The sequence below is a fragment of the Streptomyces sp. adm13(2018) genome (genome assembly GCF_008042145.1).
Lineage (GTDB): Bacteria > Actinomycetota > Actinomycetes > Streptomycetales > Streptomycetaceae > Streptomyces.
In genome coordinates this window covers 1,139,434-1,158,805 of record NZ_RDBH01000141.1, presented here as the reverse complement: position 1 = coordinate 1,158,805, position 19,372 = coordinate 1,139,434, and the positions used below count along the sequence as shown (strand labels likewise).

The window sequence follows — 19,372 nt, the reverse complement described above, 5'->3', positions numbered from 1 at the left end:
GGTACGGGACGGGGGGTCGACGCGGGGCGGCCGGCGGCCGCGGTGGCGCGGGGACCCTGGGCGCTCTCGTGAATCTGAGGCTCCTCGGGGATGAGAGGCATGGGTGGTTGTCCATCAAACGCCGCTGCGCGGGGCACCGGCGGGTGGGCGCACATGTGCGCCCCGGCCGCGCGGACCCGGTCCCTGAGGCGGGGCCGTGGTTCGGTGACCGGAAGTTCAGAAGTCGAAGCCGAGTTGGCCCCCGCTCTCCAGCGCGACCGCCTCGGCGGAGAGGCGGACCTTCTTGAGGTGGCGCCACCTGGGCATGGCGTCCAGGTACGACCAGGAGAGACGGTGGTGGGGGGTGGGCCCCAGCTCTTGGAGCGCCGCTTTGTGGACCGGGGAAGGGTAGCCCGCGTTGGCGTCGAACGCGTAGGCCGCGTACACCTCGGCGTCCGTGCACAGCTGCGCCATGACGGTGTCGCGCCGGACCTTGGCGATGACGGAGGCGGCGGCCACGGCGATGCAGGACTGGTCGCCCTTGATCACCGTGCGGACCTGCCAGGGGCCGCCGAGATAGTCGTGCTTGCCGTCGAGGATCACCGCGTCGGGCCGGACGGGGAGGCCTTCCAGGGCCCGGACGGCCGCGAGACGCAGGGCGGCGGTCATCCCGAGCTCGTCTATCTCCTGCGGAGAGGCGTCCCCCAGGGCGTACGCCGTGACCCAGCGCTCCAGGTCCGCGGCGAGCGCGGTGCGGCGCTTGGGGGTGATCAGTTTGGAGTCGGTGAGGCCTTCGGGCGCCCGGCGGAGTCCGGTGACGGCGGCGCAGACGGTGACGGGGCCGGCCCACGCCCCGCGTCCGACCTCGTCGACTCCGGCAACGATCTTTGCTCCGGTGGTGGCGCGGAGCGATCGCTCGACGGTGTGGGTGGGTGGTTCATACGGCATGGCGCCTGACAGGTTACGCCGCTCGGCGCCGAGTGCGATACCCGGATTCCCGTCCGGCGCCCGAGGGGTCGTCCGGGAGCCGCCGCGGGCCCGGGCGGAGCGCCGCTCGGCGGCCGCCCGTCCGGGTCAGGGACGCAGGAGCGGCACCATGACCCGGTCGATCAGATCGGCGATCTCGGCATCCGTCCATTCGCTCGCGCACACTTTCGATCGATACATCATCATCGCGGGGACGACATCGACGACCAGGTCGTTGTTCGCGTCCGCACCCACCTCACCCCGGGCGATTCCGCGACGCAGTACCTCACGGAAGAGTCGGGCTGAGGGCTCCACGACCCCCGTGACGATCAGGCCGTGGAACCGTTCGGCGGCTTCCGCATCGCATTCGTGAAGGACCGCGCGCAGCGCGAAGCCGGGCTTGGAGTACATGACGTCACGGACGCGGCGACACAGCTCGTACAGCTCCTCGCGCACGTCGCCCAGATCCGGGGCCTCGTCGAGGGCGGGAAGTCCGGCCTGGAGCGCGTCCGCGACGAGGTCTTCCTTCGAGGGCCACCGGCGGTACACCGCGGCTTTGCCCGTCTGAGCGCCGACCGCGACACCTTCCATCGTCAGGCCGTTCCAGCCGACGCTGCCCAGCTGTTCGAGCGCGGCCTCCAGAATGGCCCGCTCGAGTACGGGGCCGCGACGTCGCAGCGCCGCCCTCTCCGGCCGAGCGGCGGCCGTGGAGCGCGAAGTAACCATCAGGATCTCTCCGTTGAGGCGGTGTCATGGCACCGGCAGCGCCGAGTGAACGGTTGCGTTCACTCGGGGGGACTCACTACCGTGATGAACAGTGAACGGGTGCGTTCACTAATTCTTCCGTGGGGGATCCATAGTGACAACTTCTCCGGTCGACACCCAGACCAAGGACGGACCAGCTCGCGCCGGAGGACGGCCGGGTATCGCCTTGACTGTCATCGCCGCCTGCCAGCTGATGGTCGTGCTCGACGCCACCATCGTGAACATCGCCCTGCCACACATCCAGGACGCACTCTCCTTCTCGACCACCGACCTGTCGTGGGTGCTCAGCGCCTACACGCTCACCTTCGGCGGTCTGCTGCTCCTCGGCGGACGCGCCGGGGACATCCTGGGTCGCCGCCGGGTGTTCATGGCCGGCATCCTGCTCTTCACCTTCGCCTCGCTGCTCGGCGGCTTCGCCCAGGAGCCCTGGCACCTGCTCGCCGCGCGGGCGCTGCAGGGCGTCGGCGGCGCCATCGCGTCGCCCACCTCGCTCGCGCTGATCACCACGACCTTCCCCGAAGGGCCGGAACGCAACCGGGCGTTCGGCGTGTTCGCCGCCGTCTCCGCCGGCGGCGGCGCGATCGGCCTGCTGGCCGGCGGCCTCCTCACGGAGTGGCTGGACTGGCGCTGGGTCCTCTTCGTGAACGTCCCGATCGGGCTCCTGATCGCCTTCCTGGCCCCGCGGTACATCGCCGAGTCCGAACGGCACCCCGGCCGGTTCGACATCGCGGGCGCCGCGACCTCGACACTCGGCATGGCGGCGCTCGTCTACGGCTTCATCCGGGCGTCCGAGGAAGGCTGGAAGGACTCGCTCACCGTCGGATCCTTCGTCTCGGCGGTCGTCCTGCTCGTCGCCTTCGCGGTCGTGGAGTCCCGCGCGAAGGAGCCGATCACCCCGCTCCGCATGTTCGCGGACCGCAACCGCTCGGGCACGTACGTCATCATGCTCAGCCTGGCGGCCGCCATGTTCGGCATGTTCTTCTTCATCGTGCTCTGGGTGCAGAACGTCCTGGGGTACAGCCCGATCCAGTCCGGGCTCGCCTTCCTTCCCGTGACCTTCGCGATCGGTGGCGGCGCGGCCCTCGCCCAGCGGCTGCTGCCGGTGATCGGCCCCAAGCCGTTCATGGTGACCGGTGCGGCGCTCACCGGCACGGGGCTGTTCTGGCTGACCTTCATCAGCTCGGACAGCAGTTACGTGAGCGGTGTCCTCGGCCCGATGCTCCTCTTCGGCTTCGGCATGGGCCTCAACTTCGTGACGCTCACGCTCACGGCCGTCTCCGGGGTGGCGCAGCACGAGGCGGGGGCCGCGTCGGGCCTGCTCAACGCCACCCAGCAGGTCGGCGGTTCGCTGGGCCTGTCCATCCTCGTCACGATCTTCGGAACTGCGAGCCGCGAGGAGGGCGAGCGCCAGCTGCCCGACTTCATGGCGAAGGCGACGCCCGAGCAGCAGGCCGAGGCGATGAAGACGAAGGAGCTGCCCGCGCCCTGGGGCCACGAGGTGCTGACCTCCGGCATCTCCTCGGCCTTCATGGCCGCCGTCGCCATGGTGCTGATCGCCCTGGTGACGGCTGTCCTGGTGATCAGGGTCCGCAAGAGCGACCTGGAGGCGCTCAGCGGCCGGGCGGAGGCCGCGGGACCCGTGGCCTGACGACCACCCGACCGCCGGCCCGACGGACGACGACGGCCCCGGACCCCCCGCACGGGAGTCCGGGGCCGTCGTGGCGTCTCAGGCCGTCTGGACCGGAACCCAGTCCGGCAGGTCCTCGGTCTGGCGCAGCCACTCCTCCGGCGGTGCGCCGGTGGCCGCGGCGGCCACCACGCCGCCGGCGATGGCGCAGGTCGTGTCGACGTCGCCGCCGACCTGCGCGGTCGTCCAGAACACCCGCTCGAAGTCACCGAGGCCGCGGGCCGCGGACCAGAGCGCGAACGGAACCGTGTCGTGCGCGCTGGTCCGCCGGCCGCTGCCGAGGACGGCGGCGACCGTGCCCGCGTCGTCGTAGTCGAGCATGTCGCGCGCCCGGCGCAGGCCGGCCCCTACGGCGCTGCGGGGCACCAGGGCGACGACTCCGTCGAGGAGCGCCTCGGGGGTGGGCGGTCCGGCCGGGTCCGCCGCCAGGGCCGCCGCGGCGGCGACCGCCATGGCGCCCACCACGGCCTCACGGTGCTGGTGGGTCGTGTACGCGGAGATCTCGGCCTGGTGCGTCGCCTGCTCCGGGTCGTCCGCGTACCAGGCGCCGAGGGGCGCGATCCGCATCGCGGCGCCGTTGCCCCAGGAGCCCTGCCCCTGGAAGAGCGCGGAGGCCAGCTCCCGCCAGTCGCCGCCCTCCCGGACCAGCCGGAGCATGCGGTTGACCGCGGGGCCGTAGCCCCGGTCGAAGTCGTGGTGCCGGGCGAACGACATGGCCAGGGCGTCCTGGTCGATCCGTTCGTGGCGGGCGAGGACGGCCAGGACGGAGCAGGCCATCTCGGTGTCGTCGGTCCACTGCCAGGGGCCGTCGGGCAGCTCGCGCCGCTTCAGCAGGGGATAGTGGGCGGGTACGAAGAACTGGGAGCCCAGGGCGTCTCCCACGGACAGCCCGCGCAGGCTGGCCAGGGCGCGGTCGAAGCGCCGGTCGAATGCGGAGTCAGCGGTCATCGGTCTGCCACTCTATCCGGTGGGGCCGTACGGTTCCGGGGTGCGCCAGCGTTCGAACGGCCGGTCCAGTCGGTAGCGCCCGTCCGCGTCGAGCGTGAGCGTGCGGGTCTCGGCGTTGCCGGGGTTCGACAGCGACTCGAAGTCCGCGACCGTCCAGTGGAACCAGCGCATGCAGAACAGCCGCATGGTCAGCCCGTGGGTGACGATCAGGACGTTGGGCGGGTGGTCGGGCGCCTCGAAGCTGCGGTAGAGGCTCTCCAGGAACGCGCCGACCCGGTCGTAGACGTCCGCCCCCGACTCACCCTGGGCGAAGCGGTAGAAGAAGTGCCCGTACGCGTCCCGGTACGCCTTCTGCAGGCGCACGTCCTCCCGCTCCTGCCAGTTGCCCCAGTCCTGCTCCCGCAGCCGGGGCTCCTCCCGTACCCGGACCTGCTCCGGAGGCAGCCGGAAGGCCCGGAGCGTCTCGTGGGTGCGCCGGTAGGGCGAGACGTAGACGCTGACCGCCTCGTCCCCGAAGAGTTCCCGCAGCCGCTCCCCCGTCTCCTCCGCCTGTCGCCATCCGGTCTCCGTGAGCCGCAGGGCGTGATCGGGCTCCCGTTCGTACACCGTGTCATCGACATTGCCCTCGGACTCTCCGTGCCGTACGAGGACGATGCGCCGCGGTCGTGCCATACCCCGACCCTAGATCGCCGCTCCCCGGCAGGCTCAACCGAGGAGGCGTCCGGAGTCCATCCGGCGTATGTGCCCGGTGAAGCGGTGGCGCAGCGCACGGTCGTGCGAGACGACAACCAGGGCTCCGGTCCACTGTTCCAGGGCCTCCTCCAGCTCCTCCACGAGCCCGGGGGCCAGGTGGTTGGCGGGCTCGTCGAGCAGGAGCAGGTCGGCGGGCCGCGCCAGGAGCCGGGCGAGCGCCAGCCGGCGGAGCTGGCCCGCGGAGAGGGCGCCGACCGGTACGTGGAGGTCGCTCGCCCGGAACAGTCCGTACGAGAGGAGCAGTTCCGCCCGCTCGTCCTCGGCGAGGGCGAGACCTCGGCCGAAGCAGGTCAGCAGCCGCTCCTCCGGACGCCGGACCGTGACCTCCTGGGCCAGGTACCCGATGCGTCCGGCGCGGTGGACGACTCCCGTGTCGGGGTCGACCGCCCCCGCCATGACCCGCAGCAGGGTCGACTTGCCCGCACCGTTGCCACCGTGGACCAGCAGCCGCTCCCCGGCCCGGACGGCGAGGTCCTCCACGGAGAGGCGGTCCGCGACCCGCACGCCGGTCAGGGTGACGAGTGCTCCCTCCGCTCCGCCCGCCCGGGGGCGGGCGGCGAAGGAGAGGGGTTCGGGCGGCGGGGCCACGGGCTCCTCGCGGAGGCGTCTCAGCCGTTCCCGGGCGTTGCGGACGCGGCCCGAGACGGAGGCCTGGACCCGGCCCGCCGCCCGATCGAAGGCCATCTTGTTGTTGTCCTTCCTCTCCCTCCCCGGTGCGACTCCGTGGGCCGTGGTCGAGGCGTACGCCTCCAGCCGCGCCGTCTCCTCGCACCACTCCTCGTAGTCCTGCTCCCACCGCCGCCGCGCGGCGGCTCGCGCCGTGCGATAGCCGGCGTATCCGTCGCCGTACCGCGCGAGCGCGTGCCGGTCGGCGTCCACCTCGACGATCGCTGTGGCGACCCGCTCCAGGAACGTCCGGTCGTGGGAGACGGCCACGACCGTCCCGCGGTGCGCCACGAGGGCCTGCTCCAACCAGTCGAGAGCCTGTGTGTCGAGGTGGTTGGTGGGTTCGTCGAGCAGGAGCACCTCGGGCCCCGCGGCGACCGCGCAGGCGATGCCGAGCCGGGCCAGCTCGCCGCCGGAGAGACTGCCGAGCATCCGTTCCCGACCGGTCCCGGCGAGACCGAGTCCGTGCAGCGCTTTGTCGACCCGGGCGTCCGCCTCGTATCCGCCCCGCAGCTCGTAGACGGTGAGGAGCTCGCCGTACGCGTCGAGTTCCGTCGCGTCCGCCGTGTGGAGCCGGGTTTCGAGGGCCCGCAGTCGCCTCTCCATGGCGCGGAGTTCGGCGAGCGCGGTGTCGATGGCGTCGCCGACGGTGGAGTCGGGTGGCAGCTCGGGCGTCTGGGCGAGCATCCGCAGACCTCCGTCGGCGACGGTGACGACGCTGCCCTCGTCCGGCTGTTCCACCCCGGCGAGGAGCCGGAGCAGGGTCGACTTCCCCGCGCCGTTCTCTCCGACGATCCCGATCCGCTCCCCGGGGCGCACGGAGAGCGAGACCTGATCGAGGAGCAGTCGTTCGCCGCGGGAGACGACGACGTCGTGCAGTGAGATCTGCGTGGGCAAAGATCCCTCCCATCATCGAGCGTCAAATGCAACCTGGATCGCATTAAGGCGAGTGTGGCACACTCGATCACCTAACGCAACGGGAGTAGCAATTGAACGACTCGATCGAGGACACTCCAGCCCGGGCGCCCGGCAGCATGCGGCCCGGCGGCCGCACGGCCCGCACCCGGGCGGCCGTCCGCGACGCCGTCCTGAGCGGTCTGACCGAGCACGGCTACCCCGCCCTGACCGTGGAGTACGTCGCGGAGCACTCGGGCGTCCACAAGACGACGCTCTACCGCCGCTGGGGCAGCGTTGAAGGCCTCCTCGCGGACGCGCTGGAGCTGGCGAACGAGGATGCCTGGACACCGCCGGACACCGGCACCCTCTCCGGAGATCTGCGCGCACTCGCGCACGAGGTCGTCGACGCGTTCGGCGACCCGGCCGTCGCGGCGGCCCCCACCGCCTTCGTCGGCGCCGCGTTCCAGTCCCCGCGGGCGGCGCAGGCCCTGCAGGCCTTCTACACCGAGCGCTTCCGCCGCTGCGAGGTCGTCGTCGACCGGGCGGTCGGCCGCGGCGAGGCACCGCGCGGCACCGACGCGGGCGCGGTCGTGCGGGCGGTCTCCGCGCCGCTGTTCCTACGGCTCTTCGTCACCCGCGAGCCGATCGACGGCCCGCTCGCGGACCAGACGGCGCGCACGGTCCTGGCCGGGGTCGAAGCCGGCGCCTACGCGCCCGCGTGAACACGTCTCCGCCGCGCCTCCGGCGGTCCCGTACCGGTGCGGCCCGGGGAGGGCACGGTCCCGTTCAGACCGTCCAGGCCGGTTCGAGCTGCACCACGTCCCCGGCCAGCGCCGCCACATCGGCGTCGGTCCTCGCCCGGAGCCCGAGCCGCTCGATCCGCTCCACCCGGTACTTCCCGTGCTCCGCGGCGGACTGCCACATCGACAGCACCAGGAACTCACTGCCGGGCGCCTCGCCGAACAGACCCCGCAGCATCCCGGGCGACCCCGCCATCGCCGGGTTCCACACCTTCTCCTGCATCAGCGCGAAGTGCTCGGCGCGGTCCTCGTGGACCCGGCAGTGCGCGACCCTGGCCACGTCCGCGTCGGAGAACCGCGGCTCGAACCCGGTCTTCACGTCGAAGCGGTGGTCGAACAGCTTGACCTGGCTGTCCTTGAAGGTGCCCGCCTGCGCCGCCGCCAGGCGATCGTGCGAGCGCGCCATGAAGGAGTCGTAGAAGGCGCGGCTCTCCCAGAACCCGAAGACATGGGCGACGTCCGGCCGAGATCGGCTCCAACCGCCGCCCTGCCCCCGGAAGCCCGGCTCACCGGGCAGCCCCGCCCACTTCCGCTGCCCCCGCTCGAACCCTCGTCGGTCCGTCACGGTGCAGCGAATCCACTTGACCAGCACCGCGCCATCGTACGGCGCGGACGACCGCCCCGGCAGGCCTCGCCCGACTCCCACGGGGACGCACGCGCTCCCGATCGGCGCGCGTCCACCGGCCCCACTCGCCCGCACGTTTGATTCGAGCCATCCATGCGTCGAGATCCGGCTCCACATCGCCGCAGGAACCCTTCGCCTCCCCAACCCGCGGGCTCTCTGTCGGAGCCCCGTGACACCATGAACAACCGGCCGATGACCACGGGCAGATGAACGTGCCGACGGTGGTCAGCAGGAGGACGTGAAGGCGTGCGCGGGGGCGCGCGCGGAGAGGGGAAGCGCCATGAGCGGACTCAACAAAGGGGTGGGCCGGGTCGAGGTGACGCTCAAGTGGGACCCTGCCCCGAGCGGCACACCGGCCCACGACCTGGACATCGTCGCCGGCGTCTTCGACGCGGAGGACACCCACGGGACGCCGGTTCAGCTGGTGCACTTCGGCAGCCGGTCTCCCGACGGCACGATCACCCTCCACCGGGACAGCCGTACGGGACAGGGGTTCGGCTACGACGAGGCCATGACGCTGGAACTCGACCGGCTGGCACCTCGGTACACGCGCGTGGTGGTGGGCGTGGCGATACAGCAGGGCGGCGGGCGACGGTCCTTCGGCGACGTGGCGAACACGGGCGTACGGATCCGCGAGGGCTACACGGACCTGCTGGTCCACGACTTCGCGGACGTGCCGGACGCCCTCTCGGCGACGGTCGTGGAGTTCACCAGGGAGGGCGCCGACGGCTGGACGTACCGCCCGATCAGCCACGGCTTCGACGCCGACCCCCAGGCGTTCGGCGCGGTTCTGGGCTCCATACGCCCCTGAGGGCCGGTGCCCCTCAAGCTCGGACTCCCCCTATACGGGTACGGCAAAGGGGACCGGCCCGAGGCCGGTCCCCTTCACGAGGCAGCTGGGAAGCGTCAGCTGCAACCGCTGGTCGAGCCGCAGCCCTCGCAGATGTAGCAGGAGCCGGCGCGCTGCATCTTCGTCCCGCAGGAGAAGCAGAGCGGGGCGTCGGCGCTGATGCCGAGCTGCATCTCGACGAGCTCGGCCGAGGTGTGCGCCTGCTTCGGGGCCGGGACCTCGATCTTCGGGGCCGGGGGCGCGACGGCCCTCAGCTCCTGGGCGCGGGGGGCCGACTGGGCCAGGGCCTCGACGTCGACGTCCTCGGCCTGCTCGTACGAGCCGGTGTCGAGGTGGCGCTGACGCTCCTCGGCGGAGTGGATGCCGAGGGCGGAGCGGGTCTCGAAGGGCAGGAAGTCGAGCGCCAGGCGGCGGAAGATGTAGTCGACGATCGACTGCGCCATCCGCACGTCCGGGTCGTCCGTCATGCCGGCCGGCTCGAAGCGCATGTTCGTGAACTTCGAGACGTAGGTCTCCAGCGGGACGCCGTACTGCAGGCCGACGGAGACGGCGATGGAGAAGGCGTCCATCATGCCCGCGAGCGTCGAGCCCTGCTTGGACATCTTGAGGAAGACCTCGCCGAGACCGTCGTCCGGGTAGGAGTTGGCGGTCATGTAACCCTCGGCGCCACCGACGGTGAAGGAGGTGGTGATCCCCGGACGGCCCTTGGGCAGACGCTTGCGGACCGGACGGTACTCGATGACCTTCTCGACGGCCTCGCGGATCGTCGCCTCGGTCTTCGCGGTGACCTCGACCTTCTCCTCCTCCTTCTTCTTGGCGGAGAGGGGCTGGCCGACCTTGCAGTTGTCGCGGTAGATGGCGAGCGCCTTGACGCCCATCTTCCAGGCCTCGAAGTAGACCTCCTCGACGTCCTCGACCGTGGCCGTCTCCGGCAGGTTGACGGTCTTGGAGAGGGCGCCCGAGATCCACGGCTGGATGGCGGCCATCATGCGGACGTGGCCCATCGCGGAGATGGAGCGCTCACCCATGGCGCAGTCGAAGACCTCGTAGTGCTCGGTCTTCAGGCTGGGGGCGTCGATCACGTTGCCGTGCTCGGCGATGTGGGCGACGATCGCCTCGATCTGCTCCTCCTGGTAACCCAGGCGGCGCAGGGCCTGCGGGACGGTGCCGTTGACGATCTGCATCGAGCCGCCGCCGACGAGCTTCTTGAACTTGACCAGGGCGAGGTCGGGCTCGAGGCCGGTGGTGTCGCAGGACATCGCGAGACCGATGGTGCCGGTCGGGGCGATGACCGACGCCTGGGCGTTGCGGAAGCCGTTCTTGGCGCCGAGGCGGATCACGTCCTGCCAGGCCTCCGTGGCGGCGGCCCAGATCGGCGAGTCCAGGTCGTCCGTGCGGACGGCCTTGGTGTTCTCGTCGGCGTGCTGCTGCATGACGCGCTGGTGCGGCTCGGCGTTGAGGGCGTAGCCGTCGTAGGCGCCGACGACCGCGGCGAGCTCGGCGGAGCGCTTGTACGAGGTGCCGGTCATCAGGGAGGTGATGGCACCGGCGAGGGCGCGGCCGCCGTCGGAGTCGTACGCGTGGCCGGTCGCCATCAGCAGGGCGCCGAGGTTGGCGTAGCCGATGCCGAGCTGGCGGTAGGCGCGGGTGTTCTCGCCGATCTTCCGGGTGGGGAAGTCGGCGAAGCAGATGGAGATGTCCATCGCGGTGATGACGAGCTCGACGACCTTGGCGAAGCGGTCGACGTCGAAGGACTGGTTGCCCTTGCCGTCGTCCTTGAGGAACTTCATCAGGTTCAGGGAGGCGAGGTTGCAGGACGTGTTGTCCAGGTGCATGTACTCGCTGCACGGGTTCGAGCCGTTGATGCGGCCGGACTCGGGGCAGGTGTGCCAGTGGTTGATCGTGTCGTCGTACTGGATGCCCGGGTCGGCGCAGGCCCAGGCGGCCTCGGCCATCTTGCGGAAGAGCGACTTGGCGTCGACCTCCTCGATGACCTCGCCGGTCATCCGGGAGGTGAGGCCGAACTTCCCGCCGGACTCGACGGCCTTCATGAACGTGTCGTTCACGCGGACGGAGTTGTTGGCGTTCTGGTACTGGACGGACGTGATGTCGTCGCCGCCCAGGTCCATGTCGAAGCCCGCGTCGCGCAGCGCGCGGATCTTCTCCTCCTCCTTGACCTTGGTCTCGATGAAGTCCTCGATGTCGGGGTGGTCGACGTCGAGGATGACCATCTTGGCCGCGCGGCGGGTCGCGCCGCCCGACTTGATCGTTCCGGCGGAGGCGTCCGCGCCGCGCATGAACGAGACCGGGCCGGAGGCGTTGCCGCCGGAGGAGAGCAGCTCCTTGGAGGAGCGGATGCGGGAGAGGTTCAGGCCGGCGCCGGAGCCGCCCTTGAAGATCATGCCCTCTTCCTTGTACCAGTCGAGGATGGACTCCATGGAGTCGTCGACGGCGAGGATGAAGCAGGCGGAGACCTGCTGGGGCTGGGGCGTGCCGACGTTGAACCAGACCGGCGAGTTGAAGCTGAAGATCTGGTGCAGGAGGGCGTAGGCCAGCTCGTGCTCGAAGATCTCGGCGTCGGCGGGCGAGGAGAAGTAGCCGTGGTCCTCGCCGGCCTTCGTGTACGTCTTCACGATCCGGTCGATGAGCTGCTTGAGACCGGTCTCGCGCTGCGGGGTGCCGACGGCCCCGCGGAAGTACTTGCTGGTGACGATGTTGACCGCGTTCACCGACCAGAAGTCGGGGAACTCGACGCCACGCTGCTCGAAGTTGATCGAGCCGTCGCGCCAGTTGGTCATGACGACGTCACGACGCTCCCACGCCACCTCGTCGTACGGGTGCACGCCGGGGGTGGTGTGGATGCGCTCGATGCGCAGGCCCTTGCTCGTGCCCTTCGTCCCCTTGGAACGAGAACCACGTGCCGGACCGCTCGCCGTCTCTGTCATGCCGCCTCCCATATACGGGCAAAACACACTTTGGTGCCCAGAAAATCCCCAGGGCACCGTCTTCTGTACGTTCTTCTGTACTGCTGCCACGAACGCCTCGGGGGCCGCGCTCGGGGCACGTCTGCGGGGCCGCTCCGGCGGCCGTCCGGGCCCTGACGGCCCGGACCGCCGGTCAGTCGGCGGCGGTGGCGGGAACGGGGACCTCGGGGGTCGCACCGGTCCCGCAGTCGGTGGAGGGCCGCACGCGGAGGTCCGCGATGGCGGTCTCGAAGTCTTCGAGGCTGTCGAAGGCCTTGTACACCGACGCGAAGCGCAGGTAGGCGACGAGGTCGAGCTCCTGCAACGGGCCGAGGATGGCCAGACCCACGTCGTGGGTGGTCAGCTCGGCGCTGCCGGTGGCGCGCACCGCCTCCTCGACCCGCTGGCCGAGCTTGGCGAGGGCGTCCTCGGTGACCGGCCGCCCCTGACACGCCTTGCGCACGCCGGAGATGACCTTGGTTCGGCTGAAGGGCTCGGTGACACCGGACCGCTTCACCACCATGAGCGAGCACGTCTCCACCGTCGTGAAACGACGGGAGCAGTCGGGGCACTGGCGACGACGCCGGATCGACGTCCCGTCGTCGGTGGTGCGACTGTCGACGACTCGGCTGTCGGGGTGCCTGCAGAAGGGGCAGTGCATTGGTTCCGACCCTCCTTCACGGCACGACTGGTGAGCCCCACGCGGCCGTGAAGGCCGTTCGAAGCGACCCCCAGCATAGGCGATGCGGGCACCCCCGGCAGACGGGGGACCACTACCCCTGGGCGGCCGGTGCCATCCAACCACTAGATCTTGGGTTGTAGGCGACTCGGGACCTTCCGCGTGTCGCGGCGCGCCCGCTCCCGCGATTCGGCCCCCGCGGGTGCGACACTGAGGGGGCGTACCGCGCGCGGCGAACAGCCGCGAAGGCTACCGCAACGCCTCTCCGGGTCGGTCACGCACGAGTGTCCATACACCCGCATGCGTGCACGTGTAAGGCAATCTGCGAATTTTCACTCGAACGTGTGTTTGGCGCAACCTTTCGAAAGCTACTACCGTTGTGCCAGCCAGGGAGACCATTCGAGAGGGGCCGACGACGTGACCACCACCGCAGACAGTGCCACCATCACCGCCCAGGACCGCTCCCAGGGCCGACTCGAGCCGGTGCACGCCATGAACGACACAAGCATGAACGGTGAGGACCCCGGGCGACCCGCCCGCGCCCTCCCCGGGCGACCTCCAGGCATCCGGGCCGACAGCTCCGGCCTCACGGACCGGCAGCGCAGGGTCATCGAAGTCATCCGCGACTCGGTCCAGCGGCGCGGGTACCCGCCGTCGATGCGCGAGATCGGCCAGGCCGTCGGCCTGTCCAGCACGTCCTCCGTGGCGCACCAGCTCATGGCGCTGGAGCGCAAGGGCTTCCTCCGCCGGGACCCGCACCGCCCCCGCGCGTACGAGGTGCGCGGCTCCGACCAGCCCAGCACCCAGCCCACGGACACCACGGGCAAGCCCGCCGCGTCGTACGTGCCGCTGGTCGGCCGGATCGCGGCCGGCGGCCCGATCCTCGCCGAGGAGTCGGTCGAGGACGTCTTCCCCCTCCCCCGGCAGCTGGTCGGTGACGGCGAGCTCTTCGTCCTCAAGGTCGTCGGCGACTCGATGATCGAGGCCGCCATCTGCGACGGGGACTGGGTCACCGTCCGCCGCCAGCCGGTCGCGGAGAACGGTGACATCGTCGCGGCCATGCTGGACGGCGAGGCCACGGTCAAGCGCTTCAAGCGCGAGGACGGCCACGTCTGGCTGCTCCCGCACAACGCGGCGTACCAGCCGATCCCCGGCGACGAGGCGACCATCCTCGGCAAGGTCGTGGCGGTACTGCGGCGGGTCTGACCACCTCGCCGGCTCTGACCGGGCCCCGGGACCCACTGCGCCGGTCCCGGGGCCCTGCCGTGTCCTGTTCGATCCCCGGCGCCCCGGGGATCGAACAGAGGGGTCTCAGGCCTCCGCCGCCTTCGAGGCGGCGTCGATGGCCGCCAGCGACCTCCGCACCTGGTTGCGGTCGGTCGTGTACCAGAAGTCGGGCAGCGAGGCCTTCAGATAGCTGCCGTACCGGGCCGTCGCCAGCCGCGGGTCGAGCACCGCCACGACGCCCCGGTCCCCCGTCGCCCGGACGAGACGGCCGGCGCCCTGAGCCATGAGCAGGGCGGCGTGGGTCGCCGCGACCGCCATGAAGCCGTTGCCCCCGGCTTCCTCGACGGCCTTCTGCCGGGCGCTCATCAGCGGGTCGTCCGGACGCGGGAACGGGATCTTGTCCATGACGACCAGCTGACAGCTGGCCCCCGGGACGTCCACGCCCTGCCAGAGCGACAGCGTGCCGAAGAGACAGGTCTTCGGATCGGCCGCGAAGTTCTTGATCAACTCGCCCAGGGTGTCCTCGCCCTGAAGCAGGATCGGCAGCTCCGGGACACGGACCCGCAGCTCCTCCGCGGCCTGCTGGGCCGCCCGCATCGAGGAGAAGAGGCCGAGGGTGCGCCCGCCGGCCGACTGCATCAGCTCGGTCAGCTCGTCCAGCATGTCGCCGCGGTCGCCGTCCCGCGCGGGGCGGGAGAGGTGCTTGGCGACGTAGAGGATGCCCTGCCGGGGGTAGTCGAACGGGGAGCCGACGTCGATCCCCTTCCAGACGGGCAGATCGTCGCCCGTGGTGCCCTCAGGGGCGAGACCCAGGGACGCGCCGACGCCGTTGAAGTCGCCGCCCAGCTTGAGCGTCGCCGAGGCCAGGACGACCGACCGCTCCGTGAACAGCTTCTCCCTCAGCAGGCCCGACACGGAGAGCGGCGCGACCCGCACCGACGCGCCGAAACGGTCGTGGCGCTCGTACCAGACGACGTCCCACTCCGAGCCGTGCGTGATGCGCTCCGCCACACCGTGGACGGTCTCCACGGAGGCCATCGCCTGCCGGCGCACCGCGTCCTCGTCCTGGACCGACCGGTCCCGGGTGGAACCCAGGGCGGTGATCACCGCGCGGGCGGCGTCCCGCAGCGCCGTCAGGGCGTACGCGAGGTCTTCCGGGATCTCCTCCAGGCGCCCCGGCAGAGCCAGCTCCATGACCCGCTCGAAGCCCTCGGCGGCGGTCTGCAGCTGATCGGCGATCTTCTCGTCGACCAGCTTCGCGGACCGGCGCACCGCGCGGTTGACCTGGCCGGGGGTGAGCTCACCGGTGGCGACCCCGGTGACCCGGGAGACCAGTTCGTGGGCCTCGTCGACGATCAGCACCTCGTGCTGCGGGAGCACCGGGGCGCCCTCGATGGCGTCGATCGCGAGGAGGGCGTGGTTGGTGACGACCACGTCGGCGAGCTTGGCCCGCTCGCGGGCCGACTCGGCGAAGCACTCCGCCCCGTACGCGCACTTGCCGGCGCCGAGGCACTCCCGGGAGGACACCGAGACCTGGGCCCAGGCCTTGTCGGAGACGCCGGGGGTCAGGGCGTCCCGGTCGCCGGTCTCCGTCTCGTCCGACCAGTCGCGAAGGCGCATCAGGTCCTGGCCCAGCTTGCTGGTGGGCGCGGCCGCCTCGAACGGGTCGAAGAGCCCGTCCTCCTCGTCCTGCGGGACTCCTTCGTGGAGCCGGTGCAGGCAGAGGTAGTTCGACCGGCCCTTGAGCATGGCGAACTGGGGGCGGCGGCGCAGCTGCGGGTGCAGCGCGTCGACCGTGCGCGGGAGGTCGCGCTCGACGAGCTGGCGCTGGAGCGCCAGGGTGGCCGTGGCCACCACCACCCGCTCGCCCTGGGCCAGTGCCGGCACCAGGTAGCCGAGCGACTTTCCGGTGCCGGTACCGGCCTGGACGAGGAGGTGGGAATTGTCGTCGATGGCCTCGGCGACGGCCTCGGCCATGGTGACCTGGCCGGGCCGCTCCGTGCCGCCGACGGCGGTCACGGCGGCGTGGAGGAGCTCGGGGAGGGATGGCTTCGTCATAGCCCCTCCACCCTACGGGGCACCACTGACAGCCCCGGCACGCGCGCGCGTCACGTGAGCGGGTTGGGGACGGTCCCGTGGACGGCCGCGTGGGGCCTTTCCGGGCGGTCCCGGTAGCCGTCCAGGTGCAGACGGTTGCGGTTGAGGCAGAGCCGCTCGATCCGGGGCGTGAGGAGGTCGAAGAGCTCGAAGCGTTCCTTCAGCTCGGGGAAGCGGGCCTGGTGGCGGAGGATCTCGGCGCGGACCAGGGACCAGAATTCCTCCTCCGGCACGTCGAGTTGTTCCTCGCAGAGCGGCGCGAGGTAGCGGAAGACGCCGACGAAGAGCCCCGAATGGATGAACTGGACGAGGAAGTCGGGCTCCTCGGTCAGGAGGACGGCGCGTACGTCCTCGGGCAGGGTGTCGTGCTCGGGGAGCGGGTGGCCGCTGATGTTCACGTCGTCGACGAAGTCCTTGATCGCCAGGCGTACGGGGACGTCCCGCTCGTCGTAGATGACGATGGCGTTCTCGCCGTGCGGGGAGAAGACGGTGCCGTAGCGGTAGAGGAAGTGCAGCAGCGGGGGCAGCAGCGCGGCGAAGAGGTGCTGGAGCCAGACGGCCGGCGCGAGCCCGGAGCGTTCGACGAGTTCGGCGGTGAAGGCCCGCCCGGCGGGGTCCGTGTGCAGCAGGGAGGCGAGGGTGCGGGCCCGCTCGCCCGGGGGCAGGCGCAGGGGTTCGCGCCAGATCGCGCCGAGGAGTTCCCTGTACTGGTACGGGACTTCGGGCAATCGGTCGTACAGCGGGTGCTCGACGGTCACGGAGGCGACCTCGCCGAGGAGGATCACCCCGCATTCGTCCCGCAGGTACGGGTCGGCGTCGCGGAGGCCGTGGACCCAGGCGGTGACGGCCGGGGCGGCGAGGGTGCGCTCGGTCGGCAGCCCGCGCCAGACCAGGGTGTTGAGCACGGACAGCGGGAGTTTGACGGTGTGCCGTTCGGGACGGCTGATGTTGAGGAAGGTGCGCACCGACTGCTGGGGCAGGCGGAGGTCGCCGTCCGCGGACAGCGGGACGAGGGTGCCGGCGGCGACGGCCGGGGCGTAGAGCGGGAGCAGGATCTCGTCCCACTGCCAGGGGTGGACGGGGAGGAGGAGGTAGCCGTCGGGTTCGTGTCCCCGGGCGGTCAGCTCGGCGCGGAAGGCGGCGTGGACCTCGGGGTCGAGCTCCTGGGCGTAGAGGCGGTCGGGGGTGCCGAGTCCGGTCACGCCCCGGTAGGCGGCGAGGCGGTTGCTGACGGCGATCCACGGGAGCCGGGTGGCGCTGCGGGCCTCGGGGGTCCAGCGGGCGGCGTCGGTGGCGGAGAAGCCGATGCGGCCCTTGTTGAGGACGAGCCAGGGGTGACCGGTCTGGTGTCCTTCGAGTTCCGCGTACGAGAGGTCGGCGAGCCGGGCGGCGGGAAGGGCGGTGTGGTCGAGGCGGGCGTCGGCGGCGAGGGTCGCGGAGAGCTCGCGGATGAGGTGCCCGAGGGTGGCGCCGTCGAGTTGGAGGAGGCGGCGGGCGCGGACCAGGAAGTCGAGGGCGTCGGTCATGGGCCGGCCCTCGTGGGTGATCGAGTCGGCGGTGACGTACCAGCTGCCGTAGGCGCCTCGGCGGGCGCGGAAGGCGAGGGTGGTGCCGTCGTCGAGCCGCAGTGTGTGGAGGTCCGGGTCGTCCGCCGCCGGGACGGGGTCGACGATCTCCTCGTAGGCGAACTCGGCGAGGGCCTTGGCGAGGAGCCGGGAGGAGGCCCGGGTCCAGGCGCCTACGGCAGCTGGTACGTCACCGGCGGTGGGCGGTCGGGCGGGCGCTCGCCCTGGGTGGGCGAGGCCGCCTCCTTCGGGGGGCCTGCGCGGGTCCGACAGGTCCGAAGGAGAGGGCTCAGGAAGGCTTAAGGGCGGAGGGGGTTGGTGACGGTGACGTAGACGGACTGGGTGTCGACGGGTCCGACGAGTTCGTCGAGTCCGTGGAGGCGGGTGAGGAGGTTGGCCTTGCTGCGGAGGGTCGCGGCCTCCAGGAGGCGGTGCGGCAGGGGTGAGCCGAGGCTGGTCGCGGAGGTGAGGAAGCTGCGGAAGGCGGCGAGGAGCACGCGCTCGTCGGCGAGGTGCTGGGCGCCGAAGGCGCCGATCAGGCCGAGGACGTTGTTGATGCCGAGGTAGTAGGCGAAGCGCTCGTCGGTGACCTGGTCGGAGACGAAGGTGTCGCTCTCGGCTCCGATGCCGGGGAGGCGGCTCTCCAGCTCGCCGCGGTGGGACTCGCGGAAGTAGTAGCCCTGGTTGTCGCGGTAGCGGCCGCCGACGGGCCAGCCTTCGGGGTCGAGGAGCACCAGGGTGTTCTGCTGGTGGGCCTCCAGGGCGATGCCGGCGTGGCCGTCGAGCCAGAGGACGGGGCGGATGACCTGGTCGAGGTAGCGGAGGAACCACTCGGTGGCGACGGCCGTGGTGGGGCGGCCGGTGCGGGTGACGAGGCGGTTGATGACGTCGGCCAGGCGGGAGCGCATGGCCCCGGTGCCCGGCCAGGGACGGGGGGCGGTGAGGGAGGCGATGCAGACGGCGTCGTCACCGGGGCCGAAGGGGTTGTGCCGGATCATCAGGTCGAGGCCCGGGACGGGGGCGCCGTCCGGGGTGTCGACGGCGAGCCACGCGGGGTCGCGGACGATGTCGAAGCCCGGGTGGGCGGCCTGCCATTCGTCGACCAGGCCGGTGCGGAGCAGCCGGTGGACCTCGACGCCGCGGTGGAGTTCCTTGCGGAGGTTCTCCCGGCGGGAGTTGGTGATGCGCAGGCCGAGGGAGAGCTTGAGCATGGCGCGGGCGCCGGGTCGGTGCACGGTGCGGACGGAGGAGGTGGGGTGCCACCGGCTGCCGTGGAGACCGAGGTCGTGGAGGAGTCCGGCGTCGAGGAGGGCGCGGATGTCGGAGCGGTGCAGCAGTTCCCGGGCCTGCCACGGGTGTACGGGCAGGGGCGCGGTGCCGAAGGGAAGCTCGAGTCCTTCGGCGAGGCCGATGGCGAGCTGCTCGGCGGTGACGGGGCGGCCCTGCTCGGTCCAGCCGGAGTCGGAGGCCAGGAGGGAGGAGTCGACGGCGAGCCAGTGGAGGGGGAAGGAGCCGTGCAGTTCGGGTGAGTAGAGCCGGGCCTCGGCGTCGGAGAGACCTTCGCGGCTCTTGGGCGTGGGGTGCAGGGGGTGGCCGAGGAGCAGGGACTGCTCGGCGGCGAGGAAGAGGTCGGCGTCGGGGTGCGGCTGGGGCGAGCGGCGGCGCTCGGCGAGGAAGTCGGCGGTGCGGCGGGCCGAGTCGGCGACCCTGCCGACGAGTTCGGTCCCCTCGGGGCGGCCGGTCTCGCGGCTGAGCAGGGCGGCCACGGTCACGGCGTCCACGGCGGGCGCCGTGGACGGGAGGCCTTCGAGGGCGGGGGCGCCGAAGCGGTGCCAGCCGGTGGGCGACCAGTAGCGGACGGGGACGAGGAGGGCGGTGCCGCTGGCGTCGAGCCGGATGCGGAGG

At 71.5% G+C, this 19,372-nt stretch carries 15 protein-coding genes; 4 read left to right on the top strand and 11 right to left on the bottom strand.

What is annotated here, in order from left to right; all coding sequences use genetic code 11:
- Positions 1-216: 216 nt before the first annotated feature.
- A complete protein-coding gene (locus EAO70_RS33410; RefSeq protein WP_148006481.1) occupies positions 217-927 on the bottom strand; it encodes a ribonuclease HII in 711 nt (236 codons plus the stop codon).
- Between the two features lie 126 nt (positions 928-1,053).
- A complete protein-coding gene (locus EAO70_RS33405) occupies positions 1,054-1,671 on the bottom strand; it encodes a TetR/AcrR family transcriptional regulator (RefSeq protein ID WP_148006480.1) in 618 nt (205 codons plus the stop codon).
- A gap of 133 nt (positions 1,672-1,804) precedes the next feature.
- Here EAO70_RS33405 and EAO70_RS33400 point away from each other — a divergent pair, with 133 nt between their 5' ends.
- Positions 1,805-3,358: an MFS transporter gene (locus EAO70_RS33400; protein WP_148006479.1), complete on the top strand. Its 1,554-nt coding sequence runs from the start codon at positions 1,805-1,807 to the stop codon at positions 3,356-3,358.
- A gap of 78 nt (positions 3,359-3,436) precedes the next feature.
- Here the strand turns inward: EAO70_RS33400 and EAO70_RS33395 are convergent, their stop codons facing one another.
- From EAO70_RS33395 to abc-f, 3 genes are read right to left on the bottom strand one after another with little or no spacing between them, the layout of a single operon-like run.
- Entirely contained in the window at positions 3,437-4,345 is a 909-nt protein-coding gene (locus tag EAO70_RS33395; protein ID WP_148006478.1) for an ADP-ribosylglycohydrolase family protein, read from the bottom strand.
- Between the two features lie 12 nt (positions 4,346-4,357).
- Entirely contained in the window at positions 4,358-5,017 is a 660-nt protein-coding gene (locus EAO70_RS33390; protein WP_148006477.1) for a histidine phosphatase family protein, read from the bottom strand.
- Positions 5,018-5,050: 33 nt separating this feature from the next.
- The gene (gene abc-f, locus EAO70_RS33385; RefSeq protein WP_148006476.1) at positions 5,051-6,661 is read right to left on the bottom strand and encodes a ribosomal protection-like ABC-F family protein; all 1,611 of its coding nucleotides are present in this window, start codon (positions 6,659-6,661) and stop codon (positions 5,051-5,053) included.
- A gap of 137 nt (positions 6,662-6,798) precedes the next feature.
- Here abc-f and EAO70_RS33380 point away from each other — a divergent pair, with 137 nt between their 5' ends.
- Positions 6,799-7,383: a TetR/AcrR family transcriptional regulator gene (locus EAO70_RS33380; RefSeq protein ID WP_148006662.1), complete on the top strand. Its 585-nt coding sequence runs from the start codon at positions 6,799-6,801 to the stop codon at positions 7,381-7,383.
- Between the two features lie 64 nt (positions 7,384-7,447).
- Here the strand turns inward: EAO70_RS33380 and EAO70_RS33375 are convergent, their stop codons facing one another.
- A complete protein-coding gene (locus tag EAO70_RS33375; RefSeq protein WP_148006475.1) occupies positions 7,448-8,053 on the bottom strand; it encodes a YdbC family protein in 606 nt (201 codons plus the stop codon).
- Positions 8,054-8,366: 313 nt separating this feature from the next.
- Between EAO70_RS33375 and EAO70_RS33370 the strand changes: the two genes are divergently transcribed.
- On the top strand, positions 8,367-8,897 hold the full coding sequence (locus EAO70_RS33370; RefSeq protein ID WP_148006474.1) for a TerD family protein: 531 nt from the start codon (positions 8,367-8,369) through the stop codon (positions 8,895-8,897).
- A gap of 95 nt (positions 8,898-8,992) precedes the next feature.
- Here the strand turns inward: EAO70_RS33370 and EAO70_RS33365 are convergent, their stop codons facing one another.
- Positions 8,993-11,881: a vitamin B12-dependent ribonucleotide reductase gene (locus tag EAO70_RS33365; protein WP_148006473.1), complete on the bottom strand. Its 2,889-nt coding sequence runs from the start codon at positions 11,879-11,881 to the stop codon at positions 8,993-8,995.
- Between the two features lie 172 nt (positions 11,882-12,053).
- Entirely contained in the window at positions 12,054-12,560 is a 507-nt protein-coding gene (nrdR, locus tag EAO70_RS33360; protein WP_148006472.1) for a transcriptional regulator NrdR, read from the bottom strand.
- A 435-nt stretch (positions 12,561-12,995) separates the two neighbouring features.
- On the opposite strand from nrdR, the gene lexA reads away from it, so the two are divergent.
- Positions 12,996-13,784 carry a transcriptional repressor LexA gene (gene lexA, locus EAO70_RS33355; RefSeq protein WP_030325322.1) on the top strand — a complete coding sequence of 263 codons (789 nt, stop codon included), beginning with the start codon at positions 12,996-12,998 and terminating at the stop codon, positions 13,782-13,784.
- A gap of 105 nt (positions 13,785-13,889) precedes the next feature.
- On the opposite strand, the gene EAO70_RS33350 is transcribed toward lexA, so the two are convergent.
- From EAO70_RS33350 to EAO70_RS33340, 3 genes are all read right to left on the bottom strand, one after another.
- Positions 13,890-15,863: an ATP-dependent DNA helicase gene (locus EAO70_RS33350; protein WP_148006471.1), complete on the bottom strand. Its 1,974-nt coding sequence runs from the start codon at positions 15,861-15,863 to the stop codon at positions 13,890-13,892.
- 50 nt (positions 15,864-15,913) lie between these two features.
- Complete coding sequence (locus EAO70_RS33345; protein ID WP_410091590.1) at positions 15,914-17,740, bottom strand: IucA/IucC family protein; 1,827 nt, start codon at positions 17,738-17,740, stop codon at positions 15,914-15,916.
- Between the two features lie 26 nt (positions 17,741-17,766).
- On the bottom strand, positions 17,767-19,372 hold a 1,606-nt coding region (locus tag EAO70_RS33340), incomplete at its 5' end, for an IucA/IucC family protein (RefSeq protein ID WP_148006661.1).

Coding starts and splice junctions, on each gene's coding strand:
- EAO70_RS33410 (WP_148006481.1), bottom strand. CDS start 927: ATGCCGTATGAACCACCCACCCACACCGTCGAGCGATCGCTCCGCGCC.
- EAO70_RS33405 (WP_148006480.1), bottom strand. CDS start 1,671: ATGGTTACTTCGCGCTCCACGGCCGCCGCTCGGCCGGAGAGGGCGGCG.
- EAO70_RS33395 (WP_148006478.1), bottom strand. CDS start 4,345: ATGACCGCTGACTCCGCATTCGACCGGCGCTTCGACCGCGCCCTGGCC.
- EAO70_RS33390 (WP_148006477.1), bottom strand. CDS start 5,017: ATGGCACGACCGCGGCGCATCGTCCTCGTACGGCACGGAGAGTCCGAG.
- EAO70_RS33380 (WP_148006662.1), top strand. CDS start 6,799: ATGCGGCCCGGCGGCCGCACGGCCCGCACCCGGGCGGCCGTCCGCGAC.
- EAO70_RS33370 (WP_148006474.1), top strand. CDS start 8,367: ATGAGCGGACTCAACAAAGGGGTGGGCCGGGTCGAGGTGACGCTCAAG.
- EAO70_RS33365 (WP_148006473.1), bottom strand. CDS start 11,881: ATGACAGAGACGGCGAGCGGTCCGGCACGTGGTTCTCGTTCCAAGGGG.
- nrdR (WP_148006472.1), bottom strand. CDS start 12,560: ATGCACTGCCCCTTCTGCAGGCACCCCGACAGCCGAGTCGTCGACAGT.
- EAO70_RS33350 (WP_148006471.1), bottom strand. CDS start 15,863: ATGACGAAGCCATCCCTCCCCGAGCTCCTCCACGCCGCCGTGACCGCC.